Consider the following 19,384-nt stretch of genomic DNA (forward strand, 5'->3'; position numbering starts at 1 on the left):
AGTGGCCCAACATAATGTTGAACGGCTTCTTTTTTTGCTTGTCTTGATTATCCTTAGGATTAGCACATGCTGGAAACGCACATAATACTTGTAATAACTAAAGGGAGGTTTCGAGCGGATGATCAAAATGGCAGCGGTTGTTGTGTTAGGTGTTCTATTTTTAACTAATGGATTTGGTGGATTTGCCGCTCCAACAGTATGGGCAGACTCCGGCCAGGTTAGCGTAATTTTGAATGGTAAACTACTGGAAACTAATCCCCATTCAGCCTACAATAAGGGTTCCACGGTCATGATTCCGCTCAGAGAGGCTTCCAATGCACTGAAATATACAACAACATATCAAAAAAGTTCAGAAACTATAACGCTAACAAGGATAAATGAAATAATTAAATGGAAGCTTAACGAACATTTAGTTAGCATCAATAATGCACAAGAGTTGGTTTTTAAAGATGATTTCGAATTCAGACAGGATCATATCTATGTTCCAATCTCCTTTTTTAAGACAATTGGTTTAGTAACCTCATATGATGGGGAGTCCAATCAAGTTGAAGTGTATACCCCTGAAGTGACAGCGAGTGTTATAGCGGGGTTACTGGTCGGCGGTAAATATAATGAATTATCGGAGCGATATCATTATGATGTGGTCGTAAATAAGCCAAGCTCAAATGGATTACTGGAAGACTGGAAGCAAATTACGATAAAAGCCGGGAATTATCATGGGATTAAATCTACAAAAAGTAGCTATAACGAGGATCAATTTTCTATCCGCTGTGTATTGGATTTTGCAGAGACAGAGATTCCACTTGAAATTATTTTGAACACATCGGGTAAAATTATAGAATTAAGAGATACGCTCTAATCGGAAAATGATTCTATGATGACTATGCACATTTCCCAAGCGAGAAGATTTTAGGGGATTATGCATAGTCTTTTTGCTGTTCTAATATACTTTCCCAGATAATTTCTGAAGGGTATCGTAAACCCGATGTGTTTTTAATGTAAAAAATGGTTTTATTTGTTGACTTCCAGATTCATCGAATGTAAATTAAAATTTGAAATAATCAATAAAGCATTTAATTAAATTAGAGAAATGAGTGGAGTACTGGATGACAAAAACAATGACTGGAATGAGTACTGCAGAAGAGCAACCCTTTTCGTTAAAAGCAATCATCCCCCCGCTTCTTGCTATTATTGTCGGTATGATTATGGTTATTCTGGATGGTACTGTTGTGAATGTGGCCGTTCCCAAGCTGGTTGATTATTTTGCTTCCGATCTCAAAACGATTCAGTGGGCGATTACGGGTTATACTTTAGCTTTAGCGGCTGTAATCCCACTCGCGGGCTGGATGACCGATCGTTTTGGATCGAAACAAGTTTTTCTGGCAACTCTTACGATGTTTATTCTTGGCTCTATGTTATGTTCGGTTGCACAAAGCTCATCTCAGCTCATTATTTTTCGAGTCATTCAAGGTCTTGGCGGGGGGATGGTTGCTCCCATTGGGATGGCGATGGTTTTTAAATTAGCTCCAGTAGAACGTCGAGGTTCTATTATGGGGATGCTTGGTATTCCAATGCTCTTAGCTCCGGCACTCGGTCCAGTCTTATCCGGTTGGCTGGTGGAGTACGTAAGCTGGCACTGGATCTTTTTGATTAATGTACCTATTGGAATTGTTGGCATTATTCTTGGTGTTAAATATTTGCCGAAGTCTGAACAAAAGAGCAAAGGCAAACTCGATATCCTAGGCATTATCCTTGCCCCAATTGCCTTCTCTATGTTGGCTTATGGAGTGAATGAAGGCGGTGGAACAAGCTGGTCGTCTACTCCCGCTATTGTTGGCTTATCTGTTGGAGGGGTTGCATTGATCCTTCTTGTCATTGTGGAGCTGCTTCACAAAAATCCGCTTTTACAACTGCGAGTTTTTCGTTCGTCGGATTTCACTCGGGGTATTATTTTAACTTGGGTTATGCAAGCTGCTTTGTTTGGGTCCATGTTATTTGTGCCCCTTTACCTGCAGCAGATTCGAAGCTATACCCCGCTGGAGACCGGCCTGATTCTACTTCCGCAGGCTTTAGCTTCAGCAATCGGAATGCCGATTGGCGGCAGGTTGTTTGATAAGATCGGGGCTCGTCCGCTGGCGTTTGTTGGACTTAGTATCATTACGGTCACCTTGTTCCTGTTATCCGGAATTAGTGTTACAACAAATTTATCGTTAATTATGACATACCTGGGTTTCTTAGGCTTTGGGATGGGTCTAACGATGATGCCTTTGAATACTCATGTCTTGAATGCTGCTCCACGTGAATGGGTGGGAAGTGTAACTTCACTTACTGCTGCTGCTCAACAAGTCGTTGTTTCATTTGCTATAGCTGGAATGACAGGTTACCTGACTAGTCAGATCGCTGTTCACATGGGAGCACTGAAAGTGGGAAGTAATCCTTTGACAGCCGCAGTTAGTGGTTTTGATGATGTGTTCTTCCTGTCTGGCTGCATAGGTGTGGTAGGTGTATTGATGAGTATTATTTTGCGCAAGCCTAAGCTTTCCACTGGAGATCCTTCCTCTGGAGAGGGACAGAAGGCAGATGCGGCGATGATGATGGGGCATTAATTGAACCCAAAAACATAGATAATATAGAAAAGGCGTCGTTCAGCTTGTATAGTTGAACGACGCCTTTATTGTTATAAATGCTCTGGTTTCTTCTGAGCCCACGATGCGGGGAGAGTTGCTTTACCAAGCAGCTCAGAAGCCACGATTCCCAGCAGAACAAGCGCTGCGCCAGCATAGCCTTGCATCGACAACTTCTCAGCAGCGAACCAATAACCAAACATCGCAGCGAAGACCGGCTCAAGGGAGAAGATTAGTCCGGTGCGGGTTGGTGAAGTATATTTTTGAGCAATAGGTTGCAGGATGAAGCCACAGGCACTGCATAGGATACCAAGCGCTAGTATTGCTGCCCAACCTGGCAAAGTAGAGGGGAGCGAAGGTGTCTCGAAGATTGCGGACAACACTAAGGCCAACCCTCCGGCAAATCCTAACTGCAAGATTCCAATATTCAGGGAATCACATTCTTTTACCGCCTTGCCTGTAAATAAGATCTGTACCGCATAGAACACTGCCGAAAGGATACACAGAAAGTCACCCGGTTGAATAGTTAAGGTTGCATTTAAGGTAAGAAGTCCAATCCCGGCTATGGCGAGGATGGAGCCGAACACTTGCGGAGGTGCAACTCTTTTTTTGAAAATAACTCGATCCAAGATCGGTACAAAAATAACCGTCAATGCAACTAAAAATCCTGCGTTTGAGGTGGTGGTTGTTTGAAGTCCGAAGGTTATACATGTGAATACGCCTAGCAGGAGGAATCCGAGGAGAGCACCATATTTTAATGTTCTCATGTCTACTCGTCTTAATCGTTTGTGGAATATCATAGCGGCTAATATAAAAGCAAGTCCGAAGCGGAGTGCAATCAGATTGAATTCGCCTAACGTACCTAACCCCATTTTCATAAATATGTAAGAGGAGCCCCAAAATAATGTTACAACTAACAGCAGCAGCTCAGCTTTGAGCGGTTTCATCTCTTCATCCATCCTTCTTCATTTTCAACTCAATATAGTATAATACGGCTCTATACATAAGGTAACTGAATGTTTATCATAGGATACATGAGTAAAACTTATGTAATTTATAAGGGTGGGAACAGAGGTTGAGCATTAATAAATATGAGATTTTTCTGAAAGTTGTAGAGCTAGGCAGCTTAACAAAAGCAGCAGAAATGCTGGGTTTTACGCAATCCGGAATTAGTCACACCATTAGCAGCTTGGAAATGGAGTTTGGGTTCGCGTTATTAATTAGAAATAGATCCGGTGTGAAATTGACGGTAAACGGGGAACAAGTTCTGCAGCCTATCCGTGAAATCTTGAAATGGAACGAGAAATTGAAGCAGGAGGTAGCGGACATCCACGGGCTAGAGATTGGCACGATCACCATCGGTACGTTCACCAGTGTGTCTGTGCATTGGCTGCCAGGGATGATTAAGCAATTTCGCAGTGAATACCCATATATAGAAATCAAGCTGATGGAAGGCGGTTATTTGGAGGTTGAGCAATGGATAGAGGCTGGAGTGATCGACTGCGGTTTTATTTCACTGCCTACACGTGAGAAGTTTGACGTAATTCCTTTAAAAAAAGACCGGATGTTAGGGATTGTATCTAAAGAGAATCCGCTTAGTGCAGAACCCTTTCTTTCCTTATCGCAAATTGCTAAGGAGGATTTCATTATCCCGAAAGCAGGCTCGGATTATGATGTTAGACGTGTGCTGGATAAGGCGGGTATTAAACCTAATGTTAAATTCTCAGCAGGTGATGACTATGCCATTATGTCGATGGTGGAGAAAGGCCTTGGCATTAGTATTTTGCCAGAGCTTGTCTTGACCCGGCAAAATTATAATGTGGCTATGCTAGAATTGGAGGAACGTAGTTTCAGATCGTTAGGAATTGCTGTCCACTCTATGAAATATGCTTCTCCCGTCACCAAAAAATTTCTAAAGCATGTGCAGGTGTGGCTGAAAGATAACACCTAAATAAATACGTCAAAAAATAAGAAACTGATACCTCATCAAAGTTAAGGGGGATCAGTTTTTTTGTTTAGTACTTCAGCTAGTTTTTCAGAAAACAGGAACTACACACAGGACCACTGTAATCGATTTTAAAGGATTTTCGTTAAACATATGTATATCTCCATTATCTTATAGTTTTGGCGGCATTATAGAGGATTTAAGAGACGTTAAATTGCATGTTGATCCTCTATTAATATCTGTTTTAGTATAATTAATATGTTATAATTAGAAGAGTGGAAATAAGGAATGTATTCAGATGTTCTGGAAATGTGAGGACTTTATGCACAATTACGGATGGATGAGATTAGGAGGAGGATTATACGATTGAGCGTTACAATAATTACACTAGTCGTAGTAGCAGTATTTATAGGTGCCTTAATGAGAACCGTGTTTGGTTTTGGTGAAGCGATTGTGAGCATGCCACTGCTTGCACTGCTCCCGATTCCTATACATACCTCAGTTTCTTTGATTGGATTGGCAGGCCTCACGGTTGCCTCACTTACAGTTGTGAGTGGGTGGCGGCATATAGAACGACCTATTTTGATTCGACTAGCACTCTCAACAGTGATAGGAATTCCTGTAGGACTAGTCATGCTTTATTTAGCACCTGCAAGTGTAATTATGACTGGACTTGGTATATTTTTGATTGTTTATGGAGTTTATTCGGTGATTAAGAAGAGAATATTTAAGACGATCGATCATCCCTTGCTTAAGGCAAAAGGCTGGGTGTATCCTTTCGGATTCGCTTCGGGTGTCCTTGGCGGTGCTTATAACTTTAATGGTGTCCCTGTCGTGATCTATGGTACTTTAAGACAATGGAATCCGGATCGTTTTCGGGGTACGTTGCAAGCTCATTTTCTTATTTCTGGTTTACTCGTTGTAACGGGTCATGCTATCGGGGGATTGTGGACGGTGGATGCTCTTATTCTTTATGGATATTCTATTCCAGCAATTCTCTTAGCTACGGTGCTTGGGGTATATGTGAATAAACGTATTCCTGCTAAAAAATTTGAGAGTTACTTATTTCTGATTATCATTTTACTTGGTGTCCTAATGCTAGTACCTCGCGGATAGTTGAAAAGAAATAGAAAGACGTTCTTCTCCTTAGTGTATATGAACGTCTTTTAAATTTATCCAATCTTAGGGTTGACGAAGAGCCTTGTTCATGAGAAAATGTACGCGCGTACATTAAATGAATGCGTTTTCGAATAGCGAATTGAACGAGGCTTAATGTCACTGTTCATAACCTATGAGAAGGAGGAATTTATATCGCCAGCCGTAAAGAGGTTGCCGAGCTTGCAGGTGTCTCAGAAGCCACAGTGTCTCGCGTGTTAAACAATGTTGGTCCGATTAAGGAAGAAACGAAGGAACGTGTGTTGGCAGCTGCACTGAAGCTAGGCTATACCCCTAGTTCACTTGCTCAGAGCTTTGCTCGTAGACGGAGCGGGAACTTGGGTGTAGTGATGCCTTATTTGCCGAAAGCCCGCTTGTTCTCCACTTATTATTTTTCGGAAATATTAAGTGGAATAGGGAGCAAGGCGCGAGAAGAGGGTTATGATCTGTTAATGCTGTTTCGGAATGCCGAAGAGCCAATGGATTATAACGAGTTGTTTAAGATGCGGAAGATCGATGCTTGCATTGTGCTTGGCGCTAAAGAAGAGCCAGGTGAGCTAGCCTCACTCCGCCGTTTGAAGGAAGAAGACCATCCTTTTTGTCTGATTAATCAGCATTTTGCTGGGGAAGCTTTTCACGAGGTGGATGCCGATCATGTCGAAGGAAGCTGGCAAGCAGCTAAACACTTACTGGAACAAGGTTTTACGAGGATTGCTTTTCTAAATGGGCCAGAATCTTATTCCAACAGCCGAGATCGTTTAACGGGGTATACCCGCGCTTTGGCAGAGGTGAATCTTTCTGTAGATTCTTCACTTTTGTTCGAAGGTAACTTTAGCCGGAAAAGCGGAATTATAGCTGCCAAAGAAATGTTACCTTTGCTGAATGAGATTGATGCGATTATGGCCGCTAATGATCGGATGGCCATAGGTTTGCAGCAAGGGCTGCAGGAGCTAGGAATACCAAGGGATCGCCTGCCAGCTATTGTGGGTTATGATGATTCGGAAGCTGCGGAGCTTACCACACCTGCATTAAGCAGTGTGCGGGTTCCCTTTTATGAACTAGGTGAACTTGCCGCAGCCCAAATCATTGAATTGCTGGGAAACAATCTGGCAGAAGTACCCGTACCAGCCGTACAGATCAAATTACCGACAGAACTAGTTATACGAGCTTCATCTAAATCTATCAACACTTAGGAGGAATAAGATGAAACAGCTTCGCATTGGAATGATCGGTTATAAATTTATGGGTAAAGCCCACAGTAATGCTTATCGCAGTTTGCCTATGTTTTTCCCGAAAGCGCTTAAACCGGAAATGTCTGTAATCTGTGGACGTAATAGTGAAGCGCTTGGAGAAGCTGCATCGCAGTTAGGCTGGGCGGATTGTGTTACGGACTGGAAGGATCTGATCGCTCGAGAGGATATTGATCTTATAGATATTAATGCTCCCAGCAACGCGCATAAGGAGATAGCTTTGGCAGCAGCCAAAGCAGGTAAACATATTTTTTGTGAAAAACCACTTGCGCTGACCTTGGCGGATTCCCGTGAAATGCTGCAAGCTGCTGAAGACGCGGGAGTTACACATATGGTTGGTTTTAATTATCGCTTTTCTCCGGCAGTTCGACTGGCTAAGAAGCTCATAGAGAGTGGGCGGCTGGGAAAGATTTATCATTTTCGGGCTTGGTTTCTACAAGATTGGATAATAGATCCGGATTTCCCTTTAGTATGGAGACTGCAGAAGGATATCGCCGGTTCAGGTTCACATGGAGATCTGGGGGCGCATCTCATAGATTTGGCTCATTTCTTAGTAGGTGATATGAAGGAAGTAATCGGCATGAGCGAGACCTTCATAAAAGAGCGTCCGCTCGCCGCTGAAATGACTGGTTTAAGCGCTAAAGGAGATAAGGATGCACCCAAGGGTAAGGTTACCGTTGACGATGCCACCTTATTTTTAGCCCGTTTTGATAATGGTGCTCTGGGCAGCTTTGAAGCTACAAGATTCGCAGCGGGTCATCGCTCTACCAATTCTTTTGAGATCAATGGGAGTCTTGGCAGTGTGAAATTCGACTTCGAACGTATGAATGAATTAGAAGTTTATTTGACCTCGGATGCAGAGGATGTACAAGGTTTTCGTCGTGTGCTGGCGACCGATCCTGCTCATGAGTATGCAGAGGCTTGGTGGCCACCAGGTCATACGATTGGTTTTGAACATACGTTTATTCACGAAATGCTGGAGCTTTCTAACGCAATTGAAGAAGGTCGTCAGCCAGAACCGAATTTCAATGATGGAGTGAAATGCCAAGCGGTGTTAGAGGCTGTAGAACGCTCTATTGATGAACGCCGGTGGGTCGATTTATCTGAGATGTAATCTAACCTTAGAAGGAGTGCTGAAGATGAGAAAAGCATTGATTGTATGGGGCGGTTGGGATGGTCATGAGCCTGAGCAGGTCGCTGATATATTCGCTAAAATGTTGCAAGAGGAACAGTTTGAAGTTGAAGTATCGAATACACTGGAGGCTTTTGCTGATGCAGATAAGCTTCTTGGACTAGATTTGATCGTGCCGGTATGGACAATGGGCACAATCGAGCAGGATTTTGTGAATCATGTCTCAGCAGCTGTACAGCATGGAACAGGTCTTGCCGGTTGCCATGGCGGGATGTGTGATTCTTTTCGTAATAATGTAGATTGGCAGTTTATGACGGGTGGACAATGGGTAGCTCATCCTGGGAATGACGGCGTTAACTATACCGTAGAGATTTGTCAAAGCTCAAGTCCTCTGGTAGAAGGATTAGAAGATTTCAGTGTTTGCTCAGAGCAATATTATCTGCATGTAGATCCAGCTGTTGAAGTGCTTGCTACGACTCGTTTTCCAGTAGTTGAAGGGCCTCATTCGTATAATAAGGCTGTTGATATGCCAGTAGCTTGGACAAAACGTTGGGGCTTGGGCAGAGTTTATTATAATTCACTGGGGCATCATGCGGACATTGTAGATCAGCCGCAAGTGCGTGAAATGATGCGCAGAGGGTTAATATGGGCAGCTGAAGGTAAAGCGCAAGCATTATCCAATGTTTCGGGGGTTAGGAATAGCTATAGTGGAATGGCAGACAGTCAATAAATTCTGGGAGCGATCAGCGAATGGATAAAGTCAAAGTTGGTATTATTGGATGCGGTAAAATCAGTAGTATCTATATGGAGAACTGTCAAAAGTTCGAGATCCTTGATCTAGTTGCATGTGCAGATTTAGATTTGGTGAGAGCACAAGAACAAGCGGATAAATACAATATTCCAAACGTCTATACCACAGAACAATTACTGAATGATCCAGAGATAGAAATCGTAATCAACTTAACGATCCCAGCTGTTCATGCGGAAGTATGCCTGAAAGCTATTGAAGCGGGTAAACATGTATACGTTGAGAAACCTCTAGCTGTGACGAGAGAAGAAGGACGCAAAGTTCTGACTGCGGCGCGGGAAAAGGGAGTACTTGTGGGCAGTGCACCGGAGACATTCTTCGGAGCGGGAATTCAAACGGTTTTGAAGCTGATAGATGAAGGAGTAATTGGCGAACCTGTTGCAGCTACTTCGTTTATGCTGGGCCGTGGACATGAGCATTGGCATCCAGATCCGGAATTTTATTATGCCGCTGGTGGAGGTCCAATGTTCGATATGGGTCCTTACTATTTGACGGCTTTGGTGCAGCTGTTGGGTCCTATTCATACGGTTAGCGGAATGACTGGGAAAGCGCTGGAAGAACGTACGATTACAAGCGAGAAGAAATTTGGGAATAAAATTCCTGTTCAAATTCCAACTCACGTAGCCGGAACCTTACGATTTGAAAATGGTGCCATTGCAACGTTGATTACAAGCTTTGATATCTTTGGCGGGAGCAACCTGCCGCATATAGAAATCTACGGAACGCTAGGAACGATTCAAGTTCCAGACCCGAATAACTTTGGGGGTCCCGTGAAACTCCGGCTTATGGGTGAGAATGAGTGGACGGAACAGCCGTTGTTGTCAGGGTATGATCAGAATACCCGCGGGATTGGACCAGCAGATATGGCTTACGCCATTCGGACGGGTAGAGAGCATCGTGCCAGTGGAGAACTGGCTTATCACGTATTAGAAGCAATGTGGGCTTTCCATGATTCTTCTGATGCTCATTCATTCTACGAAATGGAAAGCACCTGCACTCGTCCTGCGGCACTTCCAATCGGTCTTGCTCCTTATACTTTGGATTAGAGAATTCTTCCTGAATCTGCAACCTATCACTTCCGGTCTTCGTTTGAGAAGATGAAGAGTGGAGGTGTTAATAGGATGCGTAAGATAATTATTGGTTGGATATGGATTCCCGTTGTTATTTTGTTAATCAGTGGCTGTTCAGAGGCTCAACAAGCGAATAAGGAGCCGGTTCCAACTCCTGTAATTAGTTCAGAACCACAAATTTTAGCTTCTACGAACCCCGCAATGGATGATCCAGGCGCGGTTAAGACTTTCTTATCAGCCCAGAAGATTCCTAACGGAGATATTTATCTGCAAGATAACAAGGTTCATATTAATATTGTAGGTTTGAACTCGGAGATTGAGCAAAGCCTTGCTCAGACTTTCACTGCAGGTACTTATGAACTTCATGATGTGAAATATACGATGCAAGAGTTATTAGCTGCTCAAGAATTGTTGCATGAACAAGAACTATACCAGAAGCTGAATCTCTACGGCTCTGGTGTAGATACGATTGGTAATAAAGTAACTATAACCATTCCGTCAGATGATGCGGAAGCAGCTAAGCTTGAAATTGAAAAGTGGATCGATCCAAAGATGTTGACCTATGATATTTCAGAAATAGGTGATCCGCATGTAGTAGGTACAATCGTTGATATCGATACTAAACAGGCGAAGCGGATTCTAATCCTTGAACCTGGTAACGAAGATCCATCTTACTGGTTCACATTCAATGCGAAATCTGAAATGTTTAATGAAGCTGGAAAGACCATCAGCTTTAAGGATTTACAGGTAGGACAGCAGGTTAAGTTATGGAATACAGGGATGGTGCTGGAATCTTTTCCCGCGCTTGCGAGTGTGCGGAGGATGGAGCTAGCAATTACTGAATAATCTAATAGACCCGTCAACAGGTAGCAAGTGCTCCACGTATTTGAACTGTAGATGGAAAGTGAGGGTGCTCTAACCCTCACTTTTTTTAATTAGGAATAGTATACTTTTTCTACTTTATATAATGTATGCTCGATTGTTGGACAGAGATTGGCATGTACTTTGTAATATTTAACTCGAAAATATAAACTTTTCAAAAAGTTCTTTATATTATTTTTTTGTTTAAAGGCAGGAAGAAATTCTGGATTTTTCTCCACATCACCAAAACTTTGAATCCATTGCTCTACATAAGTCTGACTAAGCATTTTTCTATCTAAAACACTCATTATGGATCTTACCATTCGCTCATCTTCCCCATCGGAGTATATTCGATCTGTTAGGGTCATCTTTTCGTAAACCAAATCGAGGATAGTTATGAGGTCATTTTCATCCAGTTCGGAGCATTGAGCCAATTCATCTAAAGTATCTGCTGCATGGGCTATGGCATGAGCCCAGCCTTTTTCTTCTTCATACCCCCGGTAATCCCGCTCTTTTTGTACACTGCAAAATACCTTCTCCTTTATCTGATGAATTTGCTCACTTGAGAGAAATGGTGATTCTTTATGCCTCATGAAGAGGAGTGGGATGACTAGCATAGAGAAGGATCTAGTAAAGACAGAGTCTGTATTGGTTTCACCAAGCTTAAAATGCAAATGGTTTTTATCCAAGATAACGGGTATAAGTTGTTCCAGTCCGTTTGTAGTTAGAGAATTACCTGGGATCCAATGTGATAAGGTTGTATAAATTAGCTCATCCCGTAGTTGGGCATCTAAAGAACCAATGTTATTTATCATTTCTTGTACCAACTGGAAGGTATCGGGAGGTGCTTGGTAATCATTTTCTTTTATGCATATCAACGTTTCTTTTAAATTCATTTTACATGCTCCTATTTTCCAGTGTGAATTATTTTCTAATACCGGATGGTGTAGTTCCTTTATATTGCTTAAACAGCTTGGTAAAATAATTAGGATTGTCGCAGCCCACTCGTCCAGCAATCTCCGTTACAGTAAAATCTGTCTCCAGCAGCAGTCGTTCTGCTTCATTTACGCGGCAAAGATTAACATAATCGATGAAGGTTCGGCCGGTGAGCTTCTTAAAGGTTTTGCAGAAATGGTATGGATTTAGATTAACGGATCTCGCGGCGCTTTCAATAGTCATTTTCTCATCAAAATGGTTCTCCATGTACTCCAGCAATGGCTTAAAACGCTCACGATTGAAGGATTGACGTTCATTTGTTCTGCCAGAAACCTGCTCAGGCAAAAAGGTACGGGAGAGCAATACAAAAAGTAGATGAAGTTGATTTTTGATGATCAACTGAAATGCAGGACCTTTCTGATGCACTTCATCCACGATAGTGTTCAGAAGAGAGTAATAAGTAGAACAGGTTGGAACTAGTGCCGCTGGTTTAACTGGTAGCTGATATCGATTCTCCAAATAGGGAGCTACGAATTGTTCATGTTGAGGATCTTGCTTCCAATCTTTAAATAAAGAACTATGAAATACGACGGATATAAATCGGACATGATCATCCCGCAGACTATATCCAACATGCAAACCTCCAGAAGGAACAAACAAAACCTCTCCGGGATGCAGTTCGTAGGGCTTGCTGTCGATGTGGAAAATGGCGCTGCCTGCTTGCATGATAATGATTTCGAAATGCTCATGCCAGTGTAGAAAAAGGATGTTCTGGCCGATTTTCGCATGTCTGCATTCATTAAAAAACAATCGAAACGGATAGGTGTTTCCTTCTAATTGAGGGTATTCTTTAAGATCATTAGGATAGCTCAATATTTATTCAACTCCCACAATATACGACTATATAAACACAATATAATAAGAGTTTTAAGCTCAAATGCAGTATATACTCGGGTTATAGAACTTACTATAAACCAATATTGGAGTGGTACACAAGATGAAGGATACAATGCGTATAGGCACATTAGTTGGAGGCGGAGATGCTGTTAGAGTGATTCCGCAAATCGTAGGTCATGGCTTCGAATCTTTTAGCTTAACCTTCTGGCAGACTACAGGTGAAACAGATCTTGTGGAAACTGGTAAGCGTGTGCAAGAACTTGCGGCAAAACATGATTTTGTGATTTCATCGGTTGGCATCTTTGGCAATCCTTTGACGAATACGGGTGACAATTCCGATGCATTAGCGAGCTGGGAACGGCTTATTGATCATGCTCATGTATTTGGTACTGATATGGTATCAGGATTCACGGGACGACTACCAGGAGTGTCCATTGATGAATCGATTCCGAAGTTTGCCGAGGTATTTGGTGAGCTGACAAAAAGAGCAGCAGATCGCGGAGTAAGAATTGCTTTTGAGAACTGTTCCATGGATGGCAATTGGACTTCAGGGGACTGGAATATCGCTCATCATCCAATAGCCTGGGAAAAGATGTTTAACGCTGTCCCTGCTGACAATATGGGACTCGAATGGGAGCCCTGCCATCAGATGGTGCAGTTGATTGACCCGATTCCACAGCTGCGCAAATGGACAGATAAGATTTTCCATGTACACGGCAAGGATGCCACCATCGCTTGGGATATTGTAAAAGAATATGGAATCCACGGCCCGAAACCTTATGTATGGCACCGTACTCCGGGTTTTGGTGATACGAACTGGACGGATGTTATCTCCATTTTGCGTCAGGCTGGTTATAAAGGAACCATTGATATTGAAGGTTGGCATGATCCTGTCTATCGGGATGAACTGGAAATGATGGGTCAAGTACATGCCTTGAATCATTTAAAACAATGCCGCGGGGGCAGCTTTGTGCCTAATCCGCTTTAATAAGTCAGGGGGAGAAATATGACAGCACAGTATCGGGTAGTAGTTGCAGGTTGCGGAGGAATGGCTAATGCATGGATTGAATACGCTTTATTGCGTACAGATACTAAGATCGTTGCTCTAGTAGATATAAGGTTGGAGTCGGCTGAGGCGATGGCCGTGAAGCATGGGATTTCATGTCTGACGTTTACGGATATTAAGCAGGCGATACAGGAGACCGCAGCAAATCTCGTCTTTGACGTTACTGTTCCCGGAAGTCATTTCAATATTTCTAGCACTGCATTGGAACTTGGGTGTAATGTGTTTAGTGAGAAACCTTTAGCTGAGACTATGGAGGAATGTAATAAGATTGTTGAGATCTCGGAACGGACTGGAAACGCTCATGCGGTGATGCAGAACCGCCGTTATGATCCTCGTATTCGTTCTTTAAGAAAAATCATAGAATCAGGAACGATTGGTAGAACAGGATTTATCGGTGCAAGCTTTTTCCTTGGGGCTCATTTCGGGGGGTTCCGTGATGTTATGAAAAGTCCGTTGCTGCTGGATATGGCGATTCATACCTTCGACCAGGCCCGGTTTATTAGTGGCGCGAACCCTGTGTCCGTATACTGTCAGGAGTTTAATCCTCCCGGTTCATGGTATGAGGGGAATGCGTCGGCAGTGTGCATTTTCGAGATGTCCGACGGTTCAATATTTACCTATCAGGGATCTTGGTGTGCAGAAGGTGCATCCACGTCATGGGAAGCTTCTTGGCGGGTTAACGGGGAGAAAGGAACCGCAATCTGGGATGGTCATGAGCTGCCATATGCTGAGGTAGTTACTGCAGGAGATCAGAGCGATATGTTCATTCGTGACGTAAAGCGTGTAAAGGGTGAAAACGTTGAGATGAGTAAAACATTCCATCAAGGGTGTTTGGATGAGATGTTCTTGTCATTGGCAGAGCAACGTCCTGCAGAGACGAATTGTAGAGATAATCGGTATAGTATGGCAATGGTGTTCGGAGCGCTGGAAAGTGCTGAATCTGGCCGGAAAATCGATCTAGTGGAGTTTTGAGATTGACTTCTGTTACTACAATCGCCAGCAAGGAGATCAAAATGAATATTAGAGCTTACCGAGAATCGGATCTTATTCAAATTATCTCATTGTTCTACGAAACAGTTCATTCCGTAAACAAACAAGACTACTCACAGGAACAGCTGGATGCTTGGGCACCTAAAGAGGAAGAGGCACTTAAGCTTAATACTTGGAGAGCTTCTTTACGTCAAAATATCACTTATGTAGCCGAAATTAATAATATTATTGTGGGCTTTTCTGATATGACACCAGAAGGACATTTGGATCGATTATATGTTCACAAAGATTACCAAGGGCAAGGTGTAGCCTCTGCATTGGCGAATAAGCTTGAATTGAAAGCAAAAGAACAGGGTCTTTATGAAATGGATGCCGAAGCAAGCATCACTGCTAAACCTTTTTTTGAACGACTGGGATACCAGCTTATTGCGAAACAAAGTATAGAACGAAAAGGTGTTCTGTTGGTCAATTATAGGATGAGCAAAAAAATAATGTAATTCAAAAAAGCAGGTTGCTCATTAGAGCAGTCTGCTTTTTATGATAAGAAGGATATTCAAATTCACCCATCAATCAAGTTCATTAATGCTACAGTATCAAATCGATCCCCTTGAACTAACCATTTACCGTCCACATCAAAGAGAGTCAATATACCTTCCAAAGGTACACGTTTACTTTCTTTGTCATCCTTATCCAATAAAACAAGATCCACCGTATATTTTAACTCGACAATATCCTTTTTTTGTTCGGAAAGGTTGAATTTTAGGTTTTCCGGTTTTAAAGAAAGCTTTTGTGTATCAGCGATTTTAAATGGGATAGTTGTAATTCGGTTCGCTATAGCCTTTTCGGAAAAGTATTCTGTAAAATACGGTTTCATCTCTTCATTTCGCGCAAGAATGGATTCATCAGACATTAAATCCTCAGAAGCCTTGACGGTATATTCTATATTTTTATATTTCTCTGCGGCTTTAGTAGCATCATCTACTTCTGAACTACATCCCATAATTAACGCCAGGGATAATAATATCATGCTTAATATCAACGGTGATTTACGCATTAGTACACCCCCAATGTATTTGATCTTGCATTATTATACTTATATTACCATGTTGTGGTTTCATAATTTCAAGAAGAAAATGATTCAAATCCCTAAATATGGTATGGTGTAAATATGATCGTAAATTTGAGGAGATTAAACTAAAAAGTAGAATCGAAAGGATTATTAAAATGAACACAACCTTAAAATTTACTCACGGGAATAAAGTAGGACTGATTGCTTGTTCAGATGGTGTGAGAGTAGAAAACCTAGCAAAAGTAGAGGAATTAAAAAGAGTTTTGCATTCATTTGGACTCCATGTAGTGGTGGCTAATACTTTGTTTAGAAAAGAGGGTTATTTCAGCGGCAATCCCATGGAAAGAGCAGTGGAGCTGAATCAACTATTTAAAAATACTGAAATTAGCGCGATATTCGATATTTCAGGTGGGGATTCTGCCAATCAGATCTTAGAGTACATAGACTATGAAAGTATCCGAATGACCCCCAAACCCTTTTTCGGAATGAGTGATTTGTCAGTTATTTTGAACGCTTTATATACGCAAAATAATTCGAAATCCTATCATTATCAGTTGATGAATTTAGTGTCTTCTGATGGGGCGGAGCAGCAAAGGGCTTTTTATCGAACATTCTTCGAGGGTCAAAACGATCTTTACGATTTCCGGTATCATTGGGTTCGTGGTAACCAGATGAGCGGGATAGTAATCGGGGGGAATATTCGCTGCTTTTTGAAGCTGGCAGGGACAAGCTATTTTCCGGATCCTTCGGACAAAATTTTATTGTTGGAGAGTTTAAGTGGCAGAGCTAACAAAATAGTCTCCTTTTTTGCTCAGCTCCAGCAATTGAAATATTTTGATGCTTGTGCTGGATTGATTCTAGGGTCGTTTTCAGAACTTGAGAACTTTAATGAATTCCCGATAGTAGAAGAGTATGTGAAGGAAATTAGCCATTCCGCCTCCATTCCTATCATAAAGACAGCTGAGATTGGGCATGGCAGTAACAGTAAGTGTATTGTTGTGGGTGATAAAATCACTTTGTAAAATTCTTTATCAAATTCCTCTTGCCAGAGAACTTGGAAATTGAGATTCACTTAAAAGGATCATTAGGTCAGCGTTTACTTGTGCAATTTGGACTGCATATTTATTGAAATCAGAGCGAGTACATAATACATTTGTAAAGTAATTTAATAAAGTGATTTAAAGGAGGGGTATGATGTCTACACAAGATTATCTATCAAAAGAAGAATTGAAAGATGCGATTCATATTGCCTATCAGTCTCTTGATCATGAATTTGATGGCATTGAGAACTCCCAAAGAGACAATCGTATGGAAGGGGTTGATCGTACCCCAGCAGAAATCATTGCTTATCAATTGGGCTGGTTGAATCTTGTTATGAAATGGGATAAGGATGAAAAATCAGGGTTAACCGTTATTACACCTTCACCGGATTATAAATGGAATCAACTTGGCGGATTATATCAATCGTTTTATCATACATATGCTGCCTACTCATTAGATGAGTTAAGATCTTTATTTCAAGAGACAGAACATCAGTGGCAGAACTGGATTGATTCTTTAAGTGATGAAGAACTTTTTACGCAAGGCGTGCGGAAATGGACAGGAAACAATCCAAGATGGCCAATGGTCAAATGGATTCATATTAATTCAGTAGCACCGTTTAAGACTTTTCGTTCTAAGATTCGCAAATGGAAAAAGCTTAATGTAACTAAGGAAGTATAAAAGGACGGATGATTTTTGAAGAAGATATCTATTATTGTAAGTACATTTATATTTTTGATTGCATTAAGCTCGATTATATTTGTCGTAGTAAACAACTCTTCTAAACCCATTAAGAGTCCTGAGAACATTGAACTAAAAGAGTTGGCGAATGGAAACAAAATTCAAGTGGACTTTTCGGAGAAACCGACTGTATTCGTATTTTTCACCTCATGGTGTCCATATTGTAATGACGACGCTCCTAAGATTGTCTCATTGTATGAGAAATATAAAAATAGAGTGAACATATACGGAATCAATTTGCTTTATCAAGATGATCTTTCTGAAGTAAAACAATACGTGGCGGATTACAACATTAAGTATCCCGTTCTCCTAGATGAAACAGGTGATCTCCATAAACAATTTGGTGAACAAGCTTTTCCAGCGTTGTTTTTTATAAACTCTGATGGCAAGGTTATGGATCAAATTATTGGCTCGACTGATTTTGACGCAATTGAGAGTTCGTTTAAGATTTTCATTAAAAACTATGATTAAGGAGGTTGAAATGAATACGATCCATTTAGAGGTTTTTGCAGCAAAAGATCAATCGGATGTAGATATATTTTGGGGACTTTTTAATAGTTACATTAATGAATTATCTCTCCACGTATCTATGGGCGATGATTTTGACCTGGATTACTTTTATTCAGACGAGTATAGAGAGATCATTGAAGAGCTAAGAACAAGAGATATAAATCCTTTAAATTTGTTTCTTATACATAAGGACGGTACTGTGCTTGGATTTTTAATGTATGTTACTTATTTTGATGAGGGTGGAAAGTGTTTTTTAATGGAGTATTATATTGAACCTACGTATCGGAATTTAGGGTATGGCGAATTTGCCTATTCAATGGTCGAAAAACATGTTTATGCAGACGGTGCAAAGTATATCGAGTTAACCCCGACTAATGATGCAAATGAAAGGTTTTGGCGCAGTGTGGGGTATATGAAATCATCGGATATGGATGAGGATCATAAATACATTTATCGGAAATCACTTTGTATCTAAACCGTAAGGAGTTAATCCCTATGATCAAAAAAAGAAAGAAACTCATAATCATTACCGCATTTCTTTCATTTTTGCTTCTGATGCTGATTGTAGTCTATATAATAAATCCTCAACCTTTTATGTAGAACCAGATTTTTCAGAGGTCACAACAACGATGCTTTTGAACGATATTGATCCAGACGGATTTAACTTCGATGTGATCGCCCATTCAGAAATTAATAGATGGTTTGGAATCTTTGTCGGGTTTAGTGGAGCTTATTGATGGATTAAATAATGTAAAAGAGTTCAAAACAATCTATAAATCAATCGAATCCCAAAGCTAGGAGGTTGAGATGAAGAAATTCATTATTGTAATTCTAGCCATAATTGCTTTATTGCCATTACATGCGGTCTACGCGGATTGGGCCGGTTCGTTTGTTGTTTATTCAGGTGACATCTACGAAATATCAGACGATGAACTCATCCCCTCCGAAGAAATCGATAAGAAGATAGGGCATGTAACTAAATATTCCGATGAGGAAGGCACGTACAGGGGAAATTTCTCGAATATTTATCCTAAAGGTACGCCCTACTACTCAATTATCAATACCGATCCAAAAGATTACATTGCTATTAAGACCCAAGAGGATATCTTTGTAAAAGCTTATAATAAAGGCCATTATCCCAATGATGAATTGGTTAAAAAAACGATTTGGATATATTTCTTATTGGGGACATCGGTTATCGTCTTATTAATAATTTGGATAATGAAGCGGAAGAAAGCAGTGTTGTAACTAGAACGGCGTGGGGGAAAATTCAAGTTAGAAGGTGAATA

Annotated in this window: 21 protein-coding genes; 17 read left to right on the top strand and 4 right to left on the bottom strand. The window is 41.3% G+C overall.

The genetic code is table 11. The features are described from left to right. Positions 1-118 precede the first annotated feature (118 nt). Positions 119-859, top strand: a complete 741-nt coding sequence (locus tag MKY54_RS14255) for a stalk domain-containing protein (RefSeq protein ID WP_339190873.1) — start codon at positions 119-121, stop codon at positions 857-859. A gap of 247 nt (positions 860-1,106) precedes the next feature. Next, positions 1,107-2,606 (top strand): DHA2 family efflux MFS transporter permease subunit, encoded by a 1,500-nt coding sequence (locus MKY54_RS14260; protein ID WP_339190876.1) that lies wholly within the window; start codon positions 1,107-1,109, stop codon positions 2,604-2,606. A 71-nt stretch (positions 2,607-2,677) separates the two neighbouring features. Here the strand turns inward: MKY54_RS14260 and MKY54_RS14265 are convergent, their stop codons facing one another. Next, positions 2,678-3,571 (bottom strand): DMT family transporter, encoded by an 894-nt coding sequence (locus MKY54_RS14265; protein WP_339190878.1) that lies wholly within the window; start codon positions 3,569-3,571, stop codon positions 2,678-2,680. Positions 3,572-3,699: 128 nt separating this feature from the next. Between MKY54_RS14265 and MKY54_RS14270 the strand changes: the two genes are divergently transcribed. From MKY54_RS14270 to MKY54_RS14300, 7 genes are all read left to right on the top strand, one after another. After that, complete coding sequence (locus MKY54_RS14270) at positions 3,700-4,575, top strand: LysR family transcriptional regulator (protein ID WP_076185996.1); 876 nt, start codon at positions 3,700-3,702, stop codon at positions 4,573-4,575. A gap of 360 nt (positions 4,576-4,935) precedes the next feature. Further along, complete coding sequence (locus MKY54_RS14275) at positions 4,936-5,685, top strand: sulfite exporter TauE/SafE family protein (RefSeq protein WP_339190881.1); 750 nt, start codon at positions 4,936-4,938, stop codon at positions 5,683-5,685. Positions 5,686-5,873: 188 nt separating this feature from the next. Then, the gene (locus MKY54_RS14280; RefSeq protein ID WP_339191195.1) at positions 5,874-6,917 is read left to right on the top strand and encodes a LacI family DNA-binding transcriptional regulator; all 1,044 of its coding nucleotides are present in this window, start codon (positions 5,874-5,876) and stop codon (positions 6,915-6,917) included. Positions 6,918-6,927: 10 nt separating this feature from the next. Beyond that, a complete protein-coding gene (locus MKY54_RS14285; RefSeq protein ID WP_076185992.1) occupies positions 6,928-8,088 on the top strand; it encodes a Gfo/Idh/MocA family oxidoreductase in 1,161 nt (386 codons plus the stop codon). A 25-nt stretch (positions 8,089-8,113) separates the two neighbouring features. Then, a complete protein-coding gene (locus MKY54_RS14290) occupies positions 8,114-8,836 on the top strand; it encodes a ThuA domain-containing protein (protein WP_076185990.1) in 723 nt (240 codons plus the stop codon). 20 nt (positions 8,837-8,856) lie between these two features. Then, positions 8,857-9,960, top strand: coding sequence for a Gfo/Idh/MocA family oxidoreductase (locus MKY54_RS14295; RefSeq protein WP_076185988.1), 1,104 nt, complete (start codon positions 8,857-8,859; stop codon positions 9,958-9,960). Positions 9,961-10,035: 75 nt separating this feature from the next. After that, the gene (locus MKY54_RS14300) at positions 10,036-10,830 is read left to right on the top strand and encodes a hypothetical protein (protein ID WP_339190882.1); all 795 of its coding nucleotides are present in this window, start codon (positions 10,036-10,038) and stop codon (positions 10,828-10,830) included. A gap of 89 nt (positions 10,831-10,919) precedes the next feature. Here MKY54_RS14300 and MKY54_RS14305 read toward each other — a convergent pair whose 3' ends face one another. Together MKY54_RS14305 and MKY54_RS14310 are read right to left on the bottom strand one after the other, a co-directional pair. Then, positions 10,920-11,741, bottom strand: coding sequence for a DUF2785 domain-containing protein (locus MKY54_RS14305; RefSeq protein ID WP_339190885.1), 822 nt, complete (start codon positions 11,739-11,741; stop codon positions 10,920-10,922). Between the two features lie 28 nt (positions 11,742-11,769). After that, complete coding sequence (locus tag MKY54_RS14310; RefSeq protein ID WP_076185982.1) at positions 11,770-12,654, bottom strand: AraC family transcriptional regulator; 885 nt, start codon at positions 12,652-12,654, stop codon at positions 11,770-11,772. A gap of 124 nt (positions 12,655-12,778) precedes the next feature. Between MKY54_RS14310 and MKY54_RS14315 the strand changes: the two genes are divergently transcribed. From MKY54_RS14315 to MKY54_RS14325, 3 genes are read left to right on the top strand one after another with little or no spacing between them, the layout of a single operon-like run. Further along, the gene (locus tag MKY54_RS14315; RefSeq protein WP_076129303.1) at positions 12,779-13,666 is read left to right on the top strand and encodes a sugar phosphate isomerase/epimerase family protein; all 888 of its coding nucleotides are present in this window, start codon (positions 12,779-12,781) and stop codon (positions 13,664-13,666) included. Between the two features lie 18 nt (positions 13,667-13,684). After that, positions 13,685-14,716: a Gfo/Idh/MocA family oxidoreductase gene (locus MKY54_RS14320; RefSeq protein ID WP_248548185.1), complete on the top strand. Its 1,032-nt coding sequence runs from the start codon at positions 13,685-13,687 to the stop codon at positions 14,714-14,716. Between the two features lie 41 nt (positions 14,717-14,757). Further along, on the top strand, positions 14,758-15,231 hold the full coding sequence (locus MKY54_RS14325; RefSeq protein WP_339190889.1) for a GNAT family N-acetyltransferase: 474 nt from the start codon (positions 14,758-14,760) through the stop codon (positions 15,229-15,231). A gap of 62 nt (positions 15,232-15,293) precedes the next feature. Here MKY54_RS14325 and MKY54_RS14330 read toward each other — a convergent pair whose 3' ends face one another. Next, positions 15,294-15,788, bottom strand: coding sequence for a hypothetical protein (locus MKY54_RS14330; RefSeq protein WP_280752851.1), 495 nt, complete (start codon positions 15,786-15,788; stop codon positions 15,294-15,296). Between the two features lie 170 nt (positions 15,789-15,958). On the opposite strand from MKY54_RS14330, the gene MKY54_RS14335 reads away from it, so the two are divergent. From MKY54_RS14335 to MKY54_RS14355, 5 genes are all read left to right on the top strand, one after another. Next, positions 15,959-16,825 carry a S66 peptidase family protein gene (locus MKY54_RS14335; protein WP_076217938.1) on the top strand — a complete coding sequence of 289 codons (867 nt, stop codon included), beginning with the start codon at positions 15,959-15,961 and terminating at the stop codon, positions 16,823-16,825. A gap of 172 nt (positions 16,826-16,997) precedes the next feature. Next, entirely contained in the window at positions 16,998-17,525 is a 528-nt protein-coding gene (locus tag MKY54_RS14340) for a ClbS/DfsB family four-helix bundle protein (protein ID WP_076275707.1), read from the top strand. A 15-nt stretch (positions 17,526-17,540) separates the two neighbouring features. Beyond that, complete coding sequence (locus MKY54_RS14345) at positions 17,541-18,056, top strand: TlpA disulfide reductase family protein (protein ID WP_076194316.1); 516 nt, start codon at positions 17,541-17,543, stop codon at positions 18,054-18,056. A gap of 10 nt (positions 18,057-18,066) precedes the next feature. Then, positions 18,067-18,570 (top strand): GNAT family N-acetyltransferase, encoded by a 504-nt coding sequence (locus MKY54_RS14350; protein WP_339190893.1) that lies wholly within the window; start codon positions 18,067-18,069, stop codon positions 18,568-18,570. A gap of 332 nt (positions 18,571-18,902) precedes the next feature. Next, positions 18,903-19,343, top strand: coding sequence for a hypothetical protein (locus tag MKY54_RS14355; RefSeq protein ID WP_339190895.1), 441 nt, complete (start codon positions 18,903-18,905; stop codon positions 19,341-19,343). The last annotated feature ends 41 nt before the right edge of the window (positions 19,344-19,384 follow it).

The organism is Paenibacillus sp. FSL P2-0121, from assembly GCF_037975345.1.
GTDB classification, from domain to species: Bacteria; Bacillota; Bacilli; order Paenibacillales; family Paenibacillaceae; genus Paenibacillus_AQ; species Paenibacillus_AQ odorifer.

Excerpts from the sequence above, each read along its gene's own strand:
- MKY54_RS14255 (WP_339190873.1), top strand. The coding sequence starts at position 119 with ATGATCAAAATGGCAGCGGTTGTTGTGTTAGGTGTTCTATTTTTAACT.
- MKY54_RS14260 (WP_339190876.1), top strand. The coding sequence starts at position 1,107 with ATGACAAAAACAATGACTGGAATGAGTACTGCAGAAGAGCAACCCTTT.
- MKY54_RS14265 (WP_339190878.1), bottom strand. The coding sequence starts at position 3,571 with ATGAAACCGCTCAAAGCTGAGCTGCTGCTGTTAGTTGTAACATTATTT.
- MKY54_RS14285 (WP_076185992.1), top strand. The coding sequence starts at position 6,928 with ATGAAACAGCTTCGCATTGGAATGATCGGTTATAAATTTATGGGTAAA.
- MKY54_RS14290 (WP_076185990.1), top strand. The coding sequence starts at position 8,114 with ATGAGAAAAGCATTGATTGTATGGGGCGGTTGGGATGGTCATGAGCCT.
- MKY54_RS14295 (WP_076185988.1), top strand. The coding sequence starts at position 8,857 with ATGGATAAAGTCAAAGTTGGTATTATTGGATGCGGTAAAATCAGTAGT.
- MKY54_RS14300 (WP_339190882.1), top strand. The coding sequence starts at position 10,036 with ATGCGTAAGATAATTATTGGTTGGATATGGATTCCCGTTGTTATTTTG.
- MKY54_RS14305 (WP_339190885.1), bottom strand. The coding sequence starts at position 11,741 with ATGAATTTAAAAGAAACGTTGATATGCATAAAAGAAAATGATTACCAA.
- MKY54_RS14315 (WP_076129303.1), top strand. The coding sequence starts at position 12,779 with ATGAAGGATACAATGCGTATAGGCACATTAGTTGGAGGCGGAGATGCT.
- MKY54_RS14320 (WP_248548185.1), top strand. The coding sequence starts at position 13,685 with ATGACAGCACAGTATCGGGTAGTAGTTGCAGGTTGCGGAGGAATGGCT.
- MKY54_RS14325 (WP_339190889.1), top strand. The coding sequence starts at position 14,758 with ATGAATATTAGAGCTTACCGAGAATCGGATCTTATTCAAATTATCTCA.
- MKY54_RS14330 (WP_280752851.1), bottom strand. The coding sequence starts at position 15,788 with ATGCGTAAATCACCGTTGATATTAAGCATGATATTATTATCCCTGGCG.
- MKY54_RS14335 (WP_076217938.1), top strand. The coding sequence starts at position 15,959 with ATGAACACAACCTTAAAATTTACTCACGGGAATAAAGTAGGACTGATT.
- MKY54_RS14340 (WP_076275707.1), top strand. The coding sequence starts at position 16,998 with ATGTCTACACAAGATTATCTATCAAAAGAAGAATTGAAAGATGCGATT.
- MKY54_RS14350 (WP_339190893.1), top strand. The coding sequence starts at position 18,067 with ATGAATACGATCCATTTAGAGGTTTTTGCAGCAAAAGATCAATCGGAT.
- MKY54_RS14355 (WP_339190895.1), top strand. The coding sequence starts at position 18,903 with ATGAAGAAATTCATTATTGTAATTCTAGCCATAATTGCTTTATTGCCA.